22 protein-coding genes are annotated in these 19,989 nt (G+C 33.4%); 12 read left to right on the top strand and 10 right to left on the bottom strand.

From position 1 onward, the window contains the following. The first annotated feature begins 8 nt into the window (after positions 1-8). The 6 genes from BZARG_RS00920 to BZARG_RS00895 all read left to right on the top strand — a co-directional run bounded on the left by BZARG_RS00920 (position 9) and on the right by BZARG_RS00895 (position 5,886). The gene (locus tag BZARG_RS00920) at positions 9-1,325 is read left to right on the top strand and encodes a Na+/H+ antiporter NhaC family protein (protein WP_008634610.1); all 1,317 of its coding nucleotides are present in this window, start codon (positions 9-11) and stop codon (positions 1,323-1,325) included. 220 nt (positions 1,326-1,545) lie between these two features. After that, positions 1,546-2,139 carry a TetR/AcrR family transcriptional regulator gene (locus tag BZARG_RS00915; RefSeq protein WP_008634782.1) on the top strand — a complete coding sequence of 198 codons (594 nt, stop codon included), beginning with the start codon at positions 1,546-1,548 and terminating at the stop codon, positions 2,137-2,139. 108 nt (positions 2,140-2,247) lie between these two features. After that, positions 2,248-2,880 (top strand): NAD(P)H-dependent oxidoreductase, encoded by a 633-nt coding sequence (locus tag BZARG_RS00910; RefSeq protein WP_008634759.1) that lies wholly within the window; start codon positions 2,248-2,250, stop codon positions 2,878-2,880. Between the two features lie 12 nt (positions 2,881-2,892). Beyond that, positions 2,893-3,894: an NADP-dependent oxidoreductase gene (locus BZARG_RS00905; RefSeq protein WP_008634203.1), complete on the top strand. Its 1,002-nt coding sequence runs from the start codon at positions 2,893-2,895 to the stop codon at positions 3,892-3,894. Positions 3,895-3,916: 22 nt separating this feature from the next. Next, positions 3,917-5,077 carry an iron-containing alcohol dehydrogenase gene (locus BZARG_RS00900; protein ID WP_008634202.1) on the top strand — a complete coding sequence of 387 codons (1,161 nt, stop codon included), beginning with the start codon at positions 3,917-3,919 and terminating at the stop codon, positions 5,075-5,077. Positions 5,078-5,082: 5 nt separating this feature from the next. Continuing rightward, the gene (locus tag BZARG_RS00895; protein ID WP_192807227.1) at positions 5,083-5,886 is read left to right on the top strand and encodes a type 1 glutamine amidotransferase domain-containing protein; all 804 of its coding nucleotides are present in this window, start codon (positions 5,083-5,085) and stop codon (positions 5,884-5,886) included. A gap of 310 nt (positions 5,887-6,196) precedes the next feature. Here the strand turns inward: BZARG_RS00895 and BZARG_RS00890 are convergent, their stop codons facing one another. Both BZARG_RS00890 and BZARG_RS00885 read right to left on the bottom strand, forming a co-directional pair. Continuing rightward, positions 6,197-7,444: a hypothetical protein gene (locus BZARG_RS00890; RefSeq protein ID WP_008634669.1), complete on the bottom strand. Its 1,248-nt coding sequence runs from the start codon at positions 7,442-7,444 to the stop codon at positions 6,197-6,199. Then, positions 7,428-9,881: a DUF2339 domain-containing protein gene (locus BZARG_RS00885; protein WP_040287867.1), complete on the bottom strand. Its 2,454-nt coding sequence runs from the start codon at positions 9,879-9,881 to the stop codon at positions 7,428-7,430. The genes BZARG_RS00890 and BZARG_RS00885 overlap by 17 nt, the downstream gene beginning before the upstream one ends. Before the next feature lie 284 nt (positions 9,882-10,165). On the opposite strand from BZARG_RS00885, the gene BZARG_RS00880 reads away from it, so the two are divergent. Together BZARG_RS00880 and BZARG_RS00875 are read left to right on the top strand one after the other, a co-directional pair. Further along, positions 10,166-10,735, top strand: coding sequence for a Crp/Fnr family transcriptional regulator (locus tag BZARG_RS00880; RefSeq protein WP_008634344.1), 570 nt, complete (start codon positions 10,166-10,168; stop codon positions 10,733-10,735). A gap of 79 nt (positions 10,736-10,814) precedes the next feature. Further along, the gene (locus BZARG_RS00875) at positions 10,815-11,555 is read left to right on the top strand and encodes an acyl-CoA desaturase (RefSeq protein WP_008634608.1); all 741 of its coding nucleotides are present in this window, start codon (positions 10,815-10,817) and stop codon (positions 11,553-11,555) included. 429 nt (positions 11,556-11,984) lie between these two features. On the opposite strand, the gene BZARG_RS00870 is transcribed toward BZARG_RS00875, so the two are convergent. Next, the gene (locus BZARG_RS00870; protein ID WP_008634226.1) at positions 11,985-12,230 is read right to left on the bottom strand and encodes a cold-shock protein; all 246 of its coding nucleotides are present in this window, start codon (positions 12,228-12,230) and stop codon (positions 11,985-11,987) included. Positions 12,231-12,266: 36 nt separating this feature from the next. After that, complete coding sequence (locus tag BZARG_RS00865; RefSeq protein WP_008634483.1) at positions 12,267-13,367, bottom strand: fatty acid desaturase family protein; 1,101 nt, start codon at positions 13,365-13,367, stop codon at positions 12,267-12,269. A gap of 279 nt (positions 13,368-13,646) precedes the next feature. Between BZARG_RS00865 and BZARG_RS00860 the strand changes: the two genes are divergently transcribed. Continuing rightward, a complete protein-coding gene (locus BZARG_RS00860; protein WP_008634512.1) occupies positions 13,647-13,985 on the top strand; it encodes a hypothetical protein in 339 nt (112 codons plus the stop codon). A 30-nt stretch (positions 13,986-14,015) separates the two neighbouring features. Here the strand turns inward: BZARG_RS00860 and BZARG_RS00855 are convergent, their stop codons facing one another. Further along, entirely contained in the window at positions 14,016-14,399 is a 384-nt protein-coding gene (locus BZARG_RS00855; RefSeq protein WP_008634657.1) for an acyl-CoA thioesterase, read from the bottom strand. Positions 14,400-14,583: 184 nt separating this feature from the next. Between BZARG_RS00855 and BZARG_RS00850 the strand changes: the two genes are divergently transcribed. Then, positions 14,584-14,985, top strand: a complete 402-nt coding sequence (locus BZARG_RS00850) for a hypothetical protein (RefSeq protein WP_008634605.1) — start codon at positions 14,584-14,586, stop codon at positions 14,983-14,985. 2 nt (positions 14,986-14,987) lie between these two features. Next, entirely contained in the window at positions 14,988-15,230 is a 243-nt protein-coding gene (locus BZARG_RS00845; protein ID WP_008634283.1) for a hypothetical protein, read from the top strand. 195 nt (positions 15,231-15,425) lie between these two features. Here BZARG_RS00845 and BZARG_RS00840 read toward each other — a convergent pair whose 3' ends face one another. From BZARG_RS00840 to BZARG_RS00830, 3 genes are all read right to left on the bottom strand, one after another. After that, the gene (locus BZARG_RS00840) at positions 15,426-16,100 is read right to left on the bottom strand and encodes a DUF2461 domain-containing protein (RefSeq protein ID WP_008634508.1); all 675 of its coding nucleotides are present in this window, start codon (positions 16,098-16,100) and stop codon (positions 15,426-15,428) included. A gap of 69 nt (positions 16,101-16,169) precedes the next feature. Next, complete coding sequence (locus BZARG_RS00835) at positions 16,170-16,718, bottom strand: hypothetical protein (RefSeq protein WP_008634162.1); 549 nt, start codon at positions 16,716-16,718, stop codon at positions 16,170-16,172. A gap of 408 nt (positions 16,719-17,126) precedes the next feature. Continuing rightward, positions 17,127-17,924 (bottom strand): tRNA pseudouridine synthase A, encoded by a 798-nt coding sequence (locus tag BZARG_RS00830; RefSeq protein ID WP_008634567.1) that lies wholly within the window; start codon positions 17,922-17,924, stop codon positions 17,127-17,129. Positions 17,925-18,114: 190 nt separating this feature from the next. Here BZARG_RS00830 and BZARG_RS00825 point away from each other — a divergent pair, with 190 nt between their 5' ends. Next, positions 18,115-18,630: a thioredoxin family protein gene (locus BZARG_RS00825; RefSeq protein WP_008634577.1), complete on the top strand. Its 516-nt coding sequence runs from the start codon at positions 18,115-18,117 to the stop codon at positions 18,628-18,630. A 2-nt stretch (positions 18,631-18,632) separates the two neighbouring features. Here BZARG_RS00825 and hisIE read toward each other — a convergent pair whose 3' ends face one another. Next, positions 18,633-19,232, bottom strand: a complete 600-nt coding sequence (gene hisIE, locus BZARG_RS00820) for a bifunctional phosphoribosyl-AMP cyclohydrolase/phosphoribosyl-ATP diphosphatase HisIE (RefSeq protein WP_008634650.1) — start codon at positions 19,230-19,232, stop codon at positions 18,633-18,635. Further along, positions 19,229-19,987: an imidazole glycerol phosphate synthase subunit HisF gene (hisF, locus tag BZARG_RS00815; RefSeq protein ID WP_008634169.1), complete on the bottom strand. Its 759-nt coding sequence runs from the start codon at positions 19,985-19,987 to the stop codon at positions 19,229-19,231. Before hisF ends, hisIE begins: the two co-directional genes overlap by 4 nt. Positions 19,988-19,989 lie beyond the last annotated feature (2 nt).

Here is a 19,989-nt window from a genome sequence, read left to right as displayed (position 1 = left end):
ACAGACTCATGACATCAAATACAGCCATTATCCCTAGTTTTAAAGCCTTATTACCATTATTTGTATTTATTGCCTCGTTTTTAAGTGTCGGTATAATTCAAAATGATTTCTATGCACTACCCGCACCTATTGCCGTAATTGCTGGTATTTTGGTAGCATTCCTAATGTTTAAGCAATCTATAAACTCCAAAATTAGCACGTTTTTAAAAGGCTGTGGTGATACTAAAATCTTAACCATGTGTTTAATTTATTTACTGGCTGGCGCTTTTGCCGCTGTCACCAAAGCTACAGGAAGTGTGGATGCTATCGTTAATCTCGGTTTAGATGTTATAAACATACAGCATATTTATTTTGGCGTGTTTATTATTGCTGCCTTTTTATCGCTTTCAACCGGAACCTCCGTTGGTGCTATTGTGGCTTTAGCGCCCATTGTGATTGGTTTTTCCGATACTGGCGCTTTCTCACTAGCCATTTTATCTGGCGCTTTATTAGGTGGCGCCATGTTTGGCGATAACTTATCCATGATTTCCGATACAACCATTGCCGCAACCCAATCCCTAGGCGTGAAAATGAGTGATAAATTTAAGCAGAATATTAAAATAGCTTTGCCCGCCGCACTTATTACCATTGGAATCCTAATTTATCAAGGTTTAATTCTGGAAACAAATAGTATTGAAACGGTAGAATATTTCTATTCCATACTTAAAATTGCGCCGTATCTGATTGTGATTATTTTATCTATAATCGGGATTAACGTGTTTGTAACCTTGGTTTTAGGGGTTGTTTCTGCAGGAATTTTGGGTGTTATTTCTGGTGATTTCTCAATACTAGAATTCACCAGAATATGCTATACCGGTTTTACAAATATGACTGAAATATTCCTGCTTTCCCTATTAACCGGAGGTTTAGCAGCCTTGGTTGCCTATAATGGTGGGATAGAATTTATTTTACAGAAAATAAAAACAGGAATCAAAAATAAGAAATCCGCGCAATTTGGTATTGCTGCCTTGGTGTCTAGTATTAATCTGGCGATTGCCAATAACACCGTTTCTATTATTATTTCCGGATCTATAGCTAAAACCATTACCGATGAATACGAATTAGACCTTAAAAAAACAGCTTCTATTCTAGATGTTTTCGCCTGTATTTCACAAGGCTTCTTGCCATATGGTGCCCAAGTATTAATGGTTTTAAGTTTCGCCAATGGAAACATTACCTATCTGGATTTGGTTTCGAATACTTGGTATTTGGTGTTGTTGCTAGGTTCTACTGTAGGATTTATTGGGTTTGGACGGGGTAATAAAAACCGTGGGTTTTGGGATTAATATAAATTTTAAAACTTCTTATCATTTTATAAGGATAGCCATGAACGATTTTAATAAAATGTATTTAAATACTTATCAATGTGGGCTAGTTATTTCATTACGCATTAAATTAGTTTATAAATAGTTATCACCAATTTCAACCAAGCCATTCCCAAACCTTTGTTAAAAAAAGAATGAACGTTCATTTTTATCATATCTTTGCATCAGAATTAAAACTAATATGGCAAAACTTCAAAAAAGCATAGACAAACGCAACGCTCTTATAAGCGCCACTATCGATTTGGTGAATAATAATGGGTTTCACGCCACGCCTATGAGTAAAATAGCGAAAATGGCAAACGTTTCGCCTGCTACTATTTACCTGTATTTTGAGAATAAACAGGATTTGGTAAACAAAACCTATATAGAAGTGAAAGCCAAATACACGGATTATGCATTTGCTACGTATAGCCAAGACATGACGGTCCAAATGGGCTTTGAAACTATTTGGAAACGTATTGCCGATTTTAAACTGAACGAGTCTGAAAACGCGCTTTTTTTAGCTCAATGCGATAATACACCTATTATAGACGAACCGAGTTTGCAGGAAGGTATTAAGCACTTACAACCCCTACTCGACCTATGGGAACGCGGGAGACAGGAAGGTGTTATTAAACTAGTTTCCGACTATTTGCTATATGCTTATGCTATTAATCCGTTGTCTTTTTTAATGATTGCCCAAAAACGTGGCGCCTTTCAGTTGGATGCCTCACAAATAGAGGACGCTTACCATTCGGCGTGGAGCAGTATTAAAACATGTGACACTAAAAATTAAATCGCTTTGAAACAAATCACGTTTAATACAAAATAGCACGGCTTATTTCGTTAAAAGCATCAAAAATAGATTACAAGCATAAAGATATAAAGTTTAGAATAAAAATATATGGAATTATTAGATAAATTAAATTGGAGATACGCAGCAAAAGCCATGAATGGTGAACAAGTCGCTGAAGAAAAAATACAACGCATTTTAGAAGCGGCTCGTTTATCTCCTACGTCTAGCGGCTTACAACCTTTTGAGATTTTCGTGATTAAAAATCAAGAATTAAAAGAAAAAATTCGACCAGTAGCATGGAACCAATCCGTTATTACCGATTGCTCCCACCTACTCGTTTTTGCGGCTTGGGATACCTATACGGCAGATCGTATTAATTATATGTTCGATTTAACCAACGACATCCGGGGTTTTAAAAACGAAGGTTGGGAAAATTACCGCCAAATGTTATTAAGCTCGTATCCACAAAAAGATGCTGAAGAAAACTTTAATCACGCCGCAAAACAGGCCTATATAGCATTTTCTCAAGCCATTGTTGCCGCCGCTTTTGAAGGTGTAGATACCACGCCGTTAGAAGGCTTTGAACCAGATGCTGTAGATCATATTTTAGGCCTTCGTGAAAAAGGACTGCGTTCAGCTGTTTTATTGCCAATAGGTTACAGACAATCGGATGAAGATTGGTTAGTAAATCTAGTAAAAGTTAGAAAACCAATGACCGATTTAGTGACTGTAATTAACTAAAAAACAACACACATGAAAACACAAACCATTTTATTAAAAAATAGACCAGAAGGAAAACCGACACTTTCGGATTTCGAATTTATAACTGAAGATGCTGATTTAAATATCCATTCTGACGAAATGCTTTTAGAAACTATTTATGTTTCTGTAGATCCGTATTTACGTGGTCGTATGAGCGATGCCAAATCTTATGTAGCTCCTTTTGAGCTCAATAAACCTATCCATTCTGGTGTTATTGCTAAAGTACTGAAATCTAAAAACGACCAGTTTTCAGCTGGAGATTATGTTTCCGGTATGTTAGATTGGAAAACAAAGCAAGTTTCTAAAGGGGACGGTTTACTAAAAGTCGACAAAAACAAAGCGCCATTAAGTGCCTATTTAGGAATTTTAGGAATGACGGGCGTAACCGCTTATTGTGGTTTAACGCAAATAGGAAAACCTAAAGCAGGTGAAACACTTATTGTTTCGGGTGCTGCTGGTGCTGTTGGATCGGTAGTTGGACAAATTGGAAAAATTCTAGGACTAACGGTGATTGGTATTGCTGGAACGGATGAGAAAGTTGCAATGCTAAAATCTAAATTCGGATTTGATGCGGGAATTAATTACAACACCACAAAAGACATGAAAGCTGCTATTGCTAAAGCAGCTCCAAATGGCGTTGATATTTATTATGATAATGTTGGTGGCCCAATTTCGGATGCCGTATTATTCAGTATTAATAAATTTGCCCGTATTATTAATTGCGGTGCTATTTCGGTTTATAACAATACAGAAACACCTACAGGAATAAGCGTTCAACCATTTCTAGTTAAAAATAGCGCGCTCATGCAAGGTTTTATAGTTTCTAATTTCGAAGAGAAATTTCCTGAAGCAATTAAACACTTATCAGAGTGGTTAGCAGAAGAAAAATTGACCTATACAGAAACAATTGTACACGGTTTCGACAATATACCTAAAGCATTTATCGATTTATTTGACGGTAAAAATAAAGGTAAAATGGTTGTTGAAATTTAAATTATAAAAAAACAAAAACAAGATGAACAATTTTGAATTTAAAAACCCAACCAAAATTATTTTTGGAAAGGACAGTATCGCTAAATTAGAAAACGAAATACCAAAAGATGCCAAAGTTCTTATGCTTTATGGCGGCGGAAGTATTAAGAAAAATGGCATTTACGACCAGGTTAAAAAAGCTTTGGCCAATTTTACGGTAATTGAGTTTGGAGGCATTCCTGCAAATCCAGAATACTCTGTGTTAACAGAAGCTTTAGAAGTTATTAAAACTGAAAACATTACCTATTTACTTGCCGTTGGTGGTGGTTCTGTAATTGATGGCACTAAATTCTTATCGGCTGCAGCATTATACGAAGGACAATCGTCTTGGGATATTTTAGCTAACAAAATAAGAACGGACGTAGGTTTGCCTTTTGGTACCGTATTAACACTGCCAGCAACGGGTTCTGAAATGAATTCGGGTGCTGTTATTACCAGAAAAGAAACGCAAGAAAAATTAGGAATGGGCGGTCCAGGCTTGTTTCCGCAGTTTTCTATATTAGATCCGCAAGTTATCACCTCTATTCCAGAGCGTCAATTAGCAAATGGTTTAACCGATGCTTTTACACACGTTTTAGAGCAATATATGACCTATCCGGATGGTGCTTTATTGCAAGACCGCTTTGCAGAAAGTATCATGCAAACTTTAATTGAGGTGGCACCACGCATAATAAAAGATCCTACAGATTATAAAGCGGCTTCCAATTTTATGTGGAGTTGTACAATGGCTTTAAATGGATTAATACAAAAAGGTGTTCCAACGGACTGGGCAATTCACGCAATCGGACATGAATTGACAGCTTTATTTGGCATCGATCACGCACGAACTTTAGCTGTTATTACACCAAGTCATTACAAATATAATTTTGAAGCGAAGAAAGAAAAATTAGCGCAATATGCTGAACGCGTTTGGAATATAACTGAAGGCAGCACAGATGATAAAGCTTATGCAGCTATTGAGAAAACTGTCGCGTTTTTCCATGAATTAGGAATTGATACCAAATTATCAGATTACACTAAAGACTACGAAGGAACAGCAGAAACAATTGCGCAACGTTTTACCGATCGTGGTTGGTTAGGATTGGGTGAGCATAAAGATGTATCGCCAGATAAGGTTGCGGAAATTGTAAAAATGGCTTATTAATCTGTATGAAAGCAATTAAGTTATTAACCATAGCATTAACTATTATTACAGCAACGAGTTGTAAAAACAGTAAAAATGAGACTTCTGAAAACGTTTCAGAAAACATAAAAGACATTAAAAAAGAAAAAGACATGAATATATTATTTGTATTAACATCTCACGATAAATTAGGAGACACAGGAAACAAAACAGGATTTTGGGTAGAAGAATTTGCAAGCCCATACTACACGTTATTAGATAAAGGCGCTCATATTACCATTGCTACGCCAAAAGGAGGCGCTGCGCCCATAGATCCAAGTAGCGCGGCACCAGATGCTGCAACCGCTTCTACGGACCGTTTTAATAAAGATGATGAAGCTAAAAGTCGTATTGCCAACACCAAAGTATTGGCTGATATGAATCCAGACGATTTTGATGCGGTATTTTATCCTGGTGGTCACGGACCGTTATGGGATTTAGCAAACGACGCTGCTTCTATTGCTTTAATCGAAAAATTTAATAGTCAACAGAAACCTATTGCTTTTGTGTGTCACGCACCAGCTGCTTTAAAAGCGGTTAAAGGTACGGACGGAAATCCATTAGTGAAAGGTAAAAAAGTGACAGGCTTCACAAATACAGAAGAAGCTGCTGTGCAATTAACAGACATTGTTCCGTTTTTAGTGGAAGATATGTTGAAAGAAAATGGCGGAATCTATTCTAAAAAAGACGATTGGGCTGCTTATGCTATTCAAGATGGCAATTTAATTACAGGTCAAAACCCAGCTTCATCCGAGTTGGTTGCTGAAAAATTATTAGAAAGTTTAAAATAGTTTAATGTTTAGTAAGTTTGAAAAAAGGTTATCTGTTGTGGATAACCTTTTTTGTTTCTATTTATAAATACTTTTTTCTTCTTATTTATTTCATCACAAAAAAGAAATGTTTGATGTTACTCTACGTGACTCTGCGAAATCTACGCGATAATTATTCTAAACAGCGCTTATGTTTATTTCCCGCTGATTACGCAAATAATCGCAGATTTATTTAACAGAATTTAAAAATGGATATACACGTTTATTATTGAGACATTTCAATTGAATACCTATCAGAGATAGGCGCTTCATGTGACATGTAAAATCAGAATTATGAGACGTTTTTATCTTTATTAAGATCTTTTAGTAAGTTGAAAGCAAAAAACGAAATCATTAGTGATGCCATGATAATACACGCCCACATAAACCATTTTTGCTGCCAAAACGAAGTGCTTTCATGCTTTACTTTAGCTGGTTTTCCAAAAACAATATTGCTGATTTTAGCTAAAGGCAATTCAGTTTTGGTTGTATTAGTGACTTTGGCAATATCGTAGTCAGGGAAATCTAATTTCTCAAAACCGGCTGTAATGGTATACTTATCATTTTCTTTTAAAGACGCTACCAAATAAACAGGTTCTTGCATAAACTGGATAGCATCGATTTGTAATTTGGGATTGTCCTTATTATCAATTTCTAAATAAACCTCTTTTTCTAGGCTATTAGGAATATCAAAAATGAGTGCTTTATCGGAGCGAATGGTAAATGCTGCAATGGGCTCACGATATGATTCCATACTGCGTTTAACTTCGCGTTCTTTTATGGTATATAAAACAGCATTTCTGCTATAAAGATCGGGAGCAGAAATTTTTATTCGAATTTGATTGAGAACCTCCCGTCCATCAAAATTAATATGAATTTGGGTTTTTGAATCTTCTTCTACAAAACCCCTGCTTTTTACAGGAATTTCCTCCATACTAACAGGTACAATATTCACTGTTTCCGTATTTGCCATGCCTATCTTTAATAGATTTATAGGTAAAGATTGGCGATCGTTAAAAACAATTTTAAGAAATTTATATTTTCCTAATGGGAAGCTAATAGCTTTATAAACATTCGTTTCCGTAGGGTGATTTAGTTGGTGTAATTCACCTTTATTTACAATACCAAACCACGCTTCTTGATTGTTACTTCCTTCTAGCTTATAGCTTTTGCTTCCTTGATAATTAGCTATTAAAAGTACGGCTTTATCAATGGACTCATTTATATTTTCAAATATATACGTGGAACTCGTATCTACTATTTTGGTGTTAGAAATAATAGGAAATTGCTTGAAATCTGAAAACTGGGTTTTCTTATAATCAGTAACAGGCTGCACAAAATAAGGCACCTGATTTCCTTTGGCATCCCATATTCTAAAATCACGTAAATCATGACTAGCCAACGAACGCATATTTTGAGGAATACGAATGCGATGCAAACCATCTTCATTAACAAGATTTATTGTTCCACTTACTTCGGAAGTTTGGGCAAATGTTATGCTCGAAAAAAGTAGTGTGAAAAGTTTAATCGATTTTATCATCTTCATCAGTTTTGTTTTCATCAATTACCAGAAATTTAATTTTTTGGTATACAAATGAAATAATTAATATAAGCACGCCCAGTAAGATAAAGGCAATAATTTTTCCTGTTTCAGACACGTTACTAATATCGTAAACAAACAGTTTTACAATGGTTAAACCCAATAAACTTAAAGCTATGATGCGCAGTTGTTTTACTTGTTTCTTTATGCCAATAATTAAAAACACAAAAGCTAGAACGCCCCATAAAACAGGGAGTGCCGTTTTTACTATTTTGTGTTTTGCAGCCGAAACCATTTCCGAGACTAAATAAAACTGATCTACCAAAGGGTCTTTTTCTATGGTAAAACTCATTGTATGAAGACCTTGTAAAATAACTTCGTTACTCAAAATATAAACACTAATAAAAGCAGCTATCCAAATCATCCATTTTTTACTAAACAGCCCCAAAACCTTCTCTTTTATGTTTGTTTTATATAGTAAATAGCAGAAATAAACTATCAAAACGAATGATATAATATGCAGATAATAAGCCATTAGGTTATTGGTATTGTAGAAAATATTGTTTTCAAGTTCTGCGAAAGGAATTTTGAAAAACAAGAAAGTAAATAAGAGAATGTTGAAAATAGACAAAACAGATATTATCTTATAATTAACGATGCTTTTCTTTAAAGCAAAAGCAAAAACAGCAGAAAACAACAAGTGATATACTACAATAATAGCCAAGAAATCATTCCTAGTAAAATGTGAAATGGCTTGGTATGCTACTTCAATAAAACCAACCAGATAACCGGTGATAACGGCAAGAGCAACTGCTATTTTATTATAAGTTTTGGGGTTAAAAGTAAAACCAAACTTTGATAATTTTTCTGATTCCTTTTGTAATAACAAAGCAACACTTACAAAGGATGCCACTACAAAAACACCTGCAATAAAGATTGGGTTAAGTGCAATATAAAAGTCAGGGTTTTTATCCAAATAACTTGGCCAATCTAAAAACAAACTAATCACCATTAAAATCTGAACTAAAACGGCAGCAAAACGATAACTTTTTATTTGAGATTTCTGTGCTAACCACATTAACAAAACAGCTTCTATTGCCCAGAAAATAGTGATGTTGTTTCCTGAAAACTGCACAGGTATTGCCAAGGTTATAAAGGTTAACGTTAAACCTATCAGCAAATATACAGCAATCTTGTCCAACCCGAATTTCTTATATAAAAACGAGGCATAAGCTAAATTCAATAAGGCTAAAAAAGTAGTAAATAGTCCGGAGAATTCTGGTTTAAATTCAGATAACACAAGCATTCCAATGCCATAAAACACAAAGTTATTCAAGGTAAGCATCACTAATTGTGTTTTTGAAAAGCTATCTTTTGTCCGTAAATTATTTATGATATTGGTAATAATAAAGATGAGATAAAAAACGAATCCGAAAATTAAAGCACCTAAATAATGAGGCTTATTTTCATCCATTTCATTAAGTATCCATCCTGAAAATAAGAGTGAGGTAAATACAAAAGCAAGAATGTGCACCAAATGCCATTTTTTAAAATAAGCTAGGACTAATATGCCGATATCTAAAATGGCGATATATGTAAATAACACGATATAGTTCCCGCTTCCACTACTAACCATAAAAGGCACTAAAAAGCCACCAATTAAGGATAGAACGGCGAGCTCCATACGATTATAAGATAATGAAATCAAGCAACTGAAAGCCGTAATAATAACCATAATGGCAAAAGCTACTTCTTTACCAAATAACTGATATTCATGGTAAGCGATAGCAATAGTGAAATAAAAAATGGCAATCGATCCCGCAACAAGAACAGAACTGAATGGCGCGTATTTTTTACGTAATCTATGTGCTATAAATAACACCAAACTACCAGCTAAAATACCAATACCCACACGTGCAGGCTCATTAATCCAGTTTTTATCAATCGCGAATTTTACAAAATAGCTAATACCTAAAACCAAAATTAGTATTCCGATTTTGTTGATTAAGTTTTCACCAATAAACTTCTCCAAATCTGGATTTCTTTGTTTAAAGCGTTCCCAAATGCCAGGTTGAGGTTCTATTTTAACTTTTTCGGTAGGCGCTGTAGTCATCACTGTTTTTGTTGCAGCTGCAACTTTTATGGATTCTTCTGGTTTTTCTTCTGGTTCTTCTTTATCATCATTATTAAATAATGGAACTGATGGTGTTACCACTATTGGTGGCGTTTTAAAAGGATCTTCGGGTGGCGGTTGAATTGTTTCTTTAACAGACTCTTTTTCAGCGGATTTATTTGTCTTTTTATAAAGCACCAAAAGGCTGTTTAGTTTTTCATTTAGAAGATAGATTTCATTTCTTAAGTTAAGTCTTTCCTTACTATATTTAGTATTCTGAACTATCAATAAAATTATAATGATAATTAAAAGGACGTATTCCATAGGTTATTTTTAGGTAGCTAGAAATCTTCTGCTTATAGTAGAGCAATGATAAGATTTTATTTCAAAAGCATCTATAAAAAAATAATTGAAATCATTAAAAGAATCATTTATAGCAAATTTAATCACGGACAAAAACTATAAAAAGTAGTAGATTCTTGGTTAGGCTTCAAACTTTGAAATTTCCTATAGCTTGCTAGAAAATTATATAAAAACGGACTCCTAATTGATTTGATTTTAAAGCAAAAGAACAATATCTTTACATGACAATAATAGCACTATAAGACTTGCAACAAATCAAAATTTTTTTAGAACACATAGCCCGTATATCGGATGACGACTGGGCATTTTTCACGTCTAAACTGGAGCGTCGCGAGTTTCCTAAAAAAAGTATTTTTTTAAAACTTAATGATGTTGAGAACCATATTTCATTTATAGAATCCGGAGTGGTTCGTTTGTTTATTCCGAAAGAAGATCCAGACAAGGAAATTACGTTTGGGTTTAGTTTTAAAAACCAGTTTATTAGTGCTTACGATTCTTTTTTAACACAATCACCGTCGGCTTATCAACTTCAGGCCCTAACAGACACGATTCTTTTAAGCATTAATTACAAAGATTTGCAGGAGGTTTATGAAAAAACTCAAATTGGTAATCTTATTGGCCGACTCACGGCCGAGCGCTTGTTTTTACTCAAATCCAGACGAGAACAACATTTATTAAACTTGACGGCTGAAGAGCGCTATTTAAAATTATTTAAAGAACGTCCAGAATTATTAAAAGAAATTCCATTAAAATATATCAGTTCCTACATTGGAGTTACGCCACAAGCCTTGAGTAGAATCCGGAAACGCCTATAAAACGGGGATAAATCGCGTTTAATTGATTTAGGTTCATTGTTTGATGCCTAAAGAGAAATTATCTTTGTAAAAAAAAGATATGGCAGTCATTATTTTCGTTTTAGTACTTTGGTATGGAGGGTTGTTTTTCCAATCCTTTTTCCTGCATCGCTATGCCGCTCATCAAGTGTTCACTATGTCTAAAACCATGGAACGCATTACGTTTATACTAACATGGATTTTTCAAGGTTCTAGTTATTTAAGTGCTTATGGATACGGAATTATGCACCGTATGCACCACGCTTATACAGATACGGAACAAGATCCCCACTCCCCGTCTTACGATGCAAATATGTTTGCTATGATGTGGAAAACAAAAACTATTTATCAAGATATTAATTTAGAACGTGTTGATGTTGATCCGCGTTTTACGAAAAACGTTCCACAATGGAAAGCTTTCGATAAATTTGCCGGTTCTCGTTTTTCTAGAATACTGTGGATTACTTTATATACACTATTTTTTGTGTTTTTTGCAACTGCTTGGTGGCAATGGCTTTTACTCCCAGTTACTTTTTTAATGGCGCCTATTCACGGTGTAATTATTAACTGGTTTGGACACATTTATGGTTATGTGAATTTTAAAATGAAGAACACAAGTAAGAATCTCTTCCGTTTTGACTTTTTAATGATGGGTGAAGGTTATCATAATAATCATCATAAATTTGCAAGTCGTGCCAATTTTGGTGTTAAATGGTATGAAGTGGATATGACCTATGTAATTATTAGAGTATTAAACGCCGTTGGAGTTATTCAATTAAAGCCTGTTGCGATTAAGAAGTAAGATGCTTTTTAAACGGACTTTTAATAAAATACAACTAAATTCCTATGTACGAAAGTTGGGCTAAAGGTTTTTTAAACAGATTTAAAGGCTTTTGCATTCGTACAATTATATAAAGTGATTTACGCCAATAGTTTTAACTTAATTTGAAACCAATAAACCAAATCAGATAATCTAAAACATTATTCTGATTTGGTTTTTTTTTGAAGAATTCTTTGAGTTATTTTTGATGCTTATCACTTTTTAAAACAGGAAGATAGCAAGTGATAAAATTTAGGTTTCACGTATTCTAAACCTTGCTGACTTAAAGTTTCCTGAAACAAATTCAGTCTAAAAGATATCCTTTAAATACGTTTTTAAATACATTAAATAGGTGTAATACAAAAAACCACGCATTAGCGTGGTTTCTTACAATTAATACACTCCAATTACTTATTTTTTAAACCGGCGTACTTTTACAGCCGTTAGACCTCTGTCTCCTTTTTCAACTTCAAATATAACTTTGTCTGATTCCCTAATTTTATCAATTAAGTTTGTTGCGTGAACAAAAATTTCTTCATCAGAATCATTAACAGTAATAAAGCCAAACTTTTTGGATCTATTAAAAAATTTCACTGTACCTTCTTTAGTTGTTGGTTCATTTTTACCGAACAATTTATTCATCAATTTTTTTAACATGAGGTCTGTTATTTAATATTATAATTTTTAATAGTTTTATGCCGCTTTACTTATAATTTCATTTCTTCCAAGCGATCGAAGCATTTTAGTGTGATCTACAATAGCATGAAAAACACTTTTTTTAACATGGTATGACATTCCAAATTCCTTTGCAGTTTGAGCCACAATAGGACTTAATTTTTTATAATGCACATGGCATATATCTGGAAGCACATGGTGCTCTACCTGATAGTTTAATCCACCTATAAGCCAGAATAACAGTTTGCTTTTTGGAGCAAAATTACTCGATGTTGCAAACTGATGACGATACCATTCGTTGGTCATCACGCCATCTTCATTCGGTAATGGAAAATCGGTAGTTGGCATAATATGCGCTATTTGAAACACCACACTTACCAAAAACCCGGTAACAATATGCATGCTTAAAAAGCCTAATAAAATTACCCACCACGACAAAGGTACCATAATCATTGGAAGTATTAAAGCGTATGAATAGTAAAATAGCTTCCATGCAGTCATCTTAACTAATTCTCTGCTATAAACTTGATTCTCATCTAAAAGACCCATGTTTTTATAGCGTTTTAAACGTACAAAATCTTTAGCCGTTATCCAAAATATGGTAGAAATGCCGTAAAAGAACCAGATATAAATATGTTGAAATCGTTGAGATTTATGATGTTTCCCATTTGGTGAAAATCGCAGAAAAAAAGGTGTATTAATATCATCATCTGCATCATCAATATTTGTATAAGTATGATGCAAAACATTATGCTGAATTTTCCAGATAGTGGCATTAGCTCCAATAAGATTAAAAGTATAACCCAATAATCTATTTATAGTTCTATTGTTAGAATAAGCACCGTGTATGGCATCGTGCATAACGCCCATTCCAATTCCAGACATGCCTAAACCACAGATAATATAGAGAGTAAAAAGCATCCAAGTGGTTGTAACCATGCCTGTGGAAAGCAAAATTAAAGGCATAAAAAATAAGGATAACATGAGAATGGTTTTTAAAACCATCGTGGTATTTGCTTTTTTACTTAAATTATTTGTTTTGAAATATTGATTAACTCTGCGACGTAACGTTTTAGAAAAATCATTATCAGCTACTCTTGAAAACTTTGGGTTTTCCATTATGAAACTAGGTGTTTTAAAATTTGGTGCTATATTAACTTCGAAAGCGTGCATAATGCTTCTCTCTCGATTTGTAAATATATGAAGAAGGCAGAGGATTGATTAAAATTTCGGAAGTTTTAAAAAAGTAAAGCAGTCTCAATTATTAGGGTAAAAATAGACTAACTAAACGAAAACTACTATAATTGAGGGATAAACTTTTAGTGAAGAATTATTTATAAACAGGAATTCAATCTATAAATTATTATATTTCAATCAGAATCAATAAAACCCATTGTAATGATTGTTCATAAAAGGAAATACCGCACACCCACTATTCTCTTAATTCTTGGATTAATATTCTGCTTGGCATCTGCTTATTTTACAATGAATTCCACAGAGACATGGTTCGCACGCTCGGGGGCAGTTTTGAGTTTTGTTTCTGTTGTTGTCCAGTTTATTTTATCGGATTTAAAGAAATCTGAAATTGAAAACTTATTCGATTCAGAAATACGTTTACGTGAGAAATTTAAAAAAGTTAGAGAAAAAGATCTGTATCATGATGTGCTTTCAACAGCTTCAACAGTAACAGGCTTAATTGGTACTATTATTTGGGGTTATGGCGATTTGTTTCTTTAAATGAAAGCGTCTTTCAAGTATGTAACTTTTTTAAAGACGATCTTTAACATATTCAACTTTGGTTTTACCATGTGCTTTTGGTTTCCCATCATCACCTAAATTAACCATTATTATATTTTCAACGGTTAAAATGGTCTCTCGTGTCATTTTATTTCGTGCTTCACACTTTAATGTAATAGAACTTTTACCAAATTTGGCTACTTCCATCCCTACTTCTACAATATCACCCTGTTTGGCTGAACTCATAAAATTAATTTCAGAAATATACTTGGTAACAATTTTCGGGTTTTCCAACTGAACAACTGTATAAAGTGCCGCTTCTTCATCTATCCAAGCTAATAAACGACCACCGAATAAGGTACCATTTGGATTTAAATCTTCGGGTTTTACCCATTTTCGTGAATGAAATCTCATATTGTATAATTATAAATTTGTATACTCAAAGATAGTAATAATTGGAATTTTCGGACAGAAAACTACGAATAAACATACTATCCAAGTATAGTTTTTTCTTATTTGTTAACAAAGCTGTTGATATCCATTTTTTAGGACAGATTTTAAGTCTGGAGGATTCCTTAAATTTATTAAAACTTATATTATGAATCGATCTGAAAATCTTTTAGCCTGTCGTCCAAATATTCCATCAGCAAAATTTAATGATGCTATGAGTGCTGAAGAACATTTTCAAAATGCGACATTACGTCCTGTTATAAAACTTCAAAATGATCTATTGATTTCAATTTTTGAAAATTATGCCAACAAACATAAACGTGTTTTTTATGAATTATCTGTAGAAAAGCAGATGGATTATATTGGAAATGCCATTCAAAAAGATTTAAAATTTAGAAATGCAATAAAAGGAATTGTTATCGGTTTATTTACCGTTGATGAGTATAAATTATACATTGAAAATTCATCAGCTTTAAATAAACGCATGATGAATCTTGTTAAAGAGCGATTAATTAGTAATATTCAACTGTTTGAAAATCAGCTTTCTTAACTATGAATGAAAAAGAAGCGCTTTTACAAGCTTGTTTTAGCTATGTAAACAAACGTATAGCCACTTATAAAGACGAGATAGTAACGATACAAGAATCCATTGACGCTAATAATAAATGTGATGATATAGATGATGACTCTGGCCGAGGAAAGCTATATAAGGATTTAGATAAAAATACCCAGCATTTATCTGAGGCCACTAAAACATTAGAGATTTTAAAACTTATTAATCCAAAAAAAAATTAGAAACTATTGCGCTAGGAAGCATTGTTAAAACAACAAAAAAAATCTATTTTATAAGCCTTAGTATCGGTGCTATAAAAACGACAAAAAATTCCTATTTCGGAATTTCATTACTGTCACCAATAGGTCAACTATTAAACAGCAAAACAATTGGCGATTCCATTGCCTTTAATAATAATACCGAAACAATTTTAGAAATTAAATAATTTTTTCACCATTTAAATTAGTGGTAAGAACATCACTCATAAAATTAAAAAATGGTTTAACTTCTTTAAAAGCAGTATTTACTGTTTCTAAAAAATTAGATTGAAGTACTTCCGCATCACTGATTTTTTTTGTGAATACGTATTGCTTTTTTCTTATTAAATCAATATTTGGATGTTCTTTGTCAAAATTTCGTGGAGCTGTAATAAGTTCATCTCCTTCAAGCTTACCCCAAGCGGATTTAAAAGGTTTTGCATCCATAATATCACGCATTTCAGATGCATCCATTTCAAACTCCTTGCGGATTCGTAATAAATCTTCCTTACTAGGATCCCAAAAACCAATAGCTATAAACGATCCGTTATTAGGTGCTAAATGCATGTAATAACCACCACGAAGTTCTGGTTTGCGTCTTTGAAAGGAACCACTTAAATGAATTTTATAAGGTAGTTTATTCTTGGAAAAACGAACGTCTCTATAAATCCGGAACACTTTAAATTGATCGACATCATCATGAACTTTTAAAGCTTCGAAAACCGTTTTAAAAACATTTTTAATATCTGCCTCAACAGCTTTAAACTCGGGTTTATTATCAGCAAACCATTCACGATTATTATTTTTCTCAAGTTTTTTAAAAAAATTGAATGCATTCGGATCAATAACGGTCATAATCTTAATTTTGCTTAAAAATAAAAAAAGACTGTCTTAAGTAGACAGTCTTTAACATATAAATATGTATTATTTGGGACTAATAAATTCTTTGTTTACAAATTGATCTAATTCCTTATCATAATATTCAATAATAAAATTCCCATCACTATTGAAATAACCTGTTCCAGAAAAATCAGCTGTTTTTATAACGTACTCATTGGAGTTGCTAGATTTAATTGCACTACCAAAAGTAGTTTCCTCATTTGCCATTAAAATATCAAATCCGTTTGTGTTTTTTAAAAATTTGTAAATCTTGCCGTCTTGATGGTAATTAACTGTTTTAGTTTCCGAATCGTAAAACGGATCCATGTCGTTATCAATTTCTATTGTTTGCGTTATCATTTTATCGCTATCATTAATAATACGCTCCTGGTCAACTTTACCTGCGTCCTCTTCCGATAGTTTTATCTCATTTTCCTTTTTAGTCGTTACTTTAACCTTCTTTTCAACAACTTTACGACCGTCGTCAATACGTACAGTTTTTGTTTCAGTTTCTTCAGACATATCACGTGATTTCACTTGAGCACACAACGTACCGGAAATCAGAAATAAACCTACATATACTATAGTTTTCATAATTTTCTGCTTTTAAGATTAATAATTAGTAATTCACTTAACAATTAAATTTGTTTCGTTAGAGTTTTTCTCCAATTAAAAATACTACTTATTCATGATATTTCTATTAAAAATATGATATGAATTAAACTTCAAATACATTCTCTTTTAAGTGATTGGTGGTGTCTTTGTTCCAGTAATCTTTTATGTTCGCTTAAAGCATAGCTTGTTGAACTCTTTAACTGCTGATTACTAATACTAGCTGTATACTCAAGAAACTCCTATTAATTGTTACTATATTGATTCTTAAATTAAGCCTTAACGCAAAAGGGAAAACACCATAAGTTTTAACAGGATTTAAAGGCTGTGACTTTGTGTTAACTTAAATTATGTTAACAGAGATGAGTTTCGCCAATTTTTTATGGATTTTTAAAGGTTTACTAAAGACTCAAATTCCACCTTATTAAGTATTAATCCGGATGCTGGCGCTATATAATGAACAGGAATGGTGTTATTCGGTTCCAGGCTATCGGTAATGTCTTGAAGTGATTTTTCGCCTCTACCCAGCTCAATTAGTGCGCCCATCATTAATCGAATTTGGTTACGCATAAATCCTTTTCCACGAACTCGGAGTATAAACGATTCTTCTGGGAAAAAATTAGCTGTAAAGAGCGTGTTTTCTACGATTTCACAAGTTAGAATTTCTCGATCGTAAATACCGTTATCGGTTGGTTTATAGCAATAGGATTTAAAATGATGTTGGCCTTCAAAAAGCTTCGCACCAACTTTCATGAGTTTGGTGTCTAATACATCTAAAATGGTTGTAATAACAGGAGCGCAAAAGGGATGAAACTTGTTTCCGTGCGCAAAAACATACAGATATTCTTTGACTTTGGAATCTTGGATTACATTAAAATCTGCAGTTACTTCTTTAACTGTTAAAGCGCGAATATCTTGCGGAAGGTTGTGATTGAACAGATTTAAAAACCCATCTAAATCATCAATTTTATGGTATGTAAATAATTCAAACGCAGCTTCAGTAGCAGAAACCATGGCATCTGTTCTTCCAGATCCTAATGTTTTAAAGCGCTTTCCTTCTAGAATAAAGTTCAGCGTTTTATCGATCATAAGATGCACCGTTTTTAAATTCGGTTGCTTTTGCCAGCCATGAAATCGGTAGCCTAAATATTGACAGCTAATCAAGTAATAATAGCGTTTTTCGAACACTTAAATTTATTTTTTAGAGTTTCGAAAATTACTGATTTTTAAAATGGTTTGCCAGTAATTTGCCTCTTGTTTTAGTTCTAATTTTAGTGATTATTTGATTAAAAGGGGAATAAATTTGAAATAAATCCAACATATGCCTTTCTTTTTTATATCTTTAGTAAGTAACTAACAAATTCTAAAACAACAGTTTATGAAAAATCTACTTTTAGTTTTAGCGCTTTCTATATGTAGCGCTACAACAATCTTAGCCCAAGAAAAGACATCCGATATTTTACAGAAAGCAGCTGAAATTGCTAAAACTGAAAACAAAGCTGTTTTCGTTAAATTTGAAGCGTCCTGGTGTACTTGGTGTAAACGCATGAAAGAAAGCATGCAATCAGGAGCCACTAAATCACTTTTTGATAAACACTATGTAAGTGTTGATTTAGTAGTTCAGGAGTCGGAAAACAAAAAAAACCTTGAAAACCCAGGCGCTCAAGAATTATTAGAAAAACATGGTGGCACCCAAGCCGGTATTCCATATTGGTTGATTTTTGATGCTGACTTAAATATACTAAAAACTAGTTTAAATGCTGATAATGAAAACATTGGTTGCCCCGTAATACCTGGAGAAGTCAGTGCGTTTGTTGAAAAACTTCGGACTACCTCAAATTTATCAGAAAGCGATTTAGCTATTATAACAGAACAATTTGTTGTGAAAAAATAAGATTAGCTGTTTCTGGATATCAAAATAGACTCTACATCCTTAAGGGTAAATCCTTTAGCTTGTAACAGTATTAAATAATGAAATAATAAATCGGCACTTTCGTTAAGGAACAAGGTGTCGTTTTCATCTTTAGCTTCAATAACAACTTCTATAGCCTCCTCTCCTACTTTCTGGGCTATTTTGTTCATTCCTTCTTTGAATAATGATGCAACATAAGAGTCGGAATCAGACGCATCATTTTTTCTTTGTGTAATAATTGTTTCTAATTCTGTTAGAAAACCGAAACTAGATTCATTTTTTTCATCCCAACATGTATCAGATCCTGTATGGCAGGTTGGACCAACCGGTTTTGCCGAAATTAGCAATGCATCTTGATCGCAATCCACTTTTATATCCACTAGCTCTAAATAGTTTCCACTGCTCTCACCTTTAGTCCATAGACGATTTTTTGAGCGACTAAAAAATGTGACATGTTTGGAGGTTTGGGTTTTCTGCAAAGCTTCCTGATTCATGTAGCCCAACATTAAAACAGTTTTAGTGTTTGAATCTTGAATAATGGCTGGTACTAAATTGTTTTGGTACTTATTAAAATTTACGGTCATGATAAACGTATTGGAATATTATTTTCTTGTAATTTTTTTTTTAAATCTAAAATTTCGATGGTTCCAAAGTGAAATACGCTAGCAGCCAAAGCCGCATCCGCATAACCTTTTTGAAAAGCATCTATAAAGTGGTCTATAGTTCCAGCGCCGCCAGAAGCTATAATAGGTATGTTTAACTCACTTGATAATCGTGCTAAAGCTGTATTGGCAAAACCTTGCTTGGTGCCATCGTGATCCATAGAAGTGAATAATATTTCACCAGCGCCTAAATTTTCAACTGTTTTGGCCCAAGTAAACAAATCAAGTTCTGTAGGAATGGTTCCGCCAGCGGAATGCACTTTCCAACTACCATCAATTTGTTTCGCATCAATAGCAACAACGACACATTGACTCCCAAATTTGTCTGATAATTCTTTAATCAGCTCTGGTCGTTTTAAGGCTGCGGAATTTACGGCTACTTTATCAGCACCAGACTGCAATAAAAGATCAACATCTTCAACCGAACTTACACCGCCACCAACTGTAAACGGAATGTTTATTTCTTTGGCCACTTGAAGAACCATGTCGATTAATGTTTTACGACCTTCTAAAGTTGCTGAAATATCTAAAAACACTAATTCGTCTGCACCCGATTGCGCATATTTTTTTGCGAGTATAACAGGATCACCTGCATCTTTTAAATCTATAAAATTGACGCCTTTTACAGTTCTACCGTTTTTAATATCCAAACAAGGAATAATTCGTTTTGTTAGCATAG

It is taken from the genome of Bizionia argentinensis JUB59, assembly GCF_000224335.1.
In the GTDB taxonomy this organism is placed as follows: Bacteria; Bacteroidota; Bacteroidia; order Flavobacteriales; family Flavobacteriaceae; genus Algorimicrobium; species Algorimicrobium argentinense.
The sequence above is the reverse complement of the archived record's forward strand: the minus strand, read 5'-3'. Positions and strand labels throughout refer to the sequence as shown.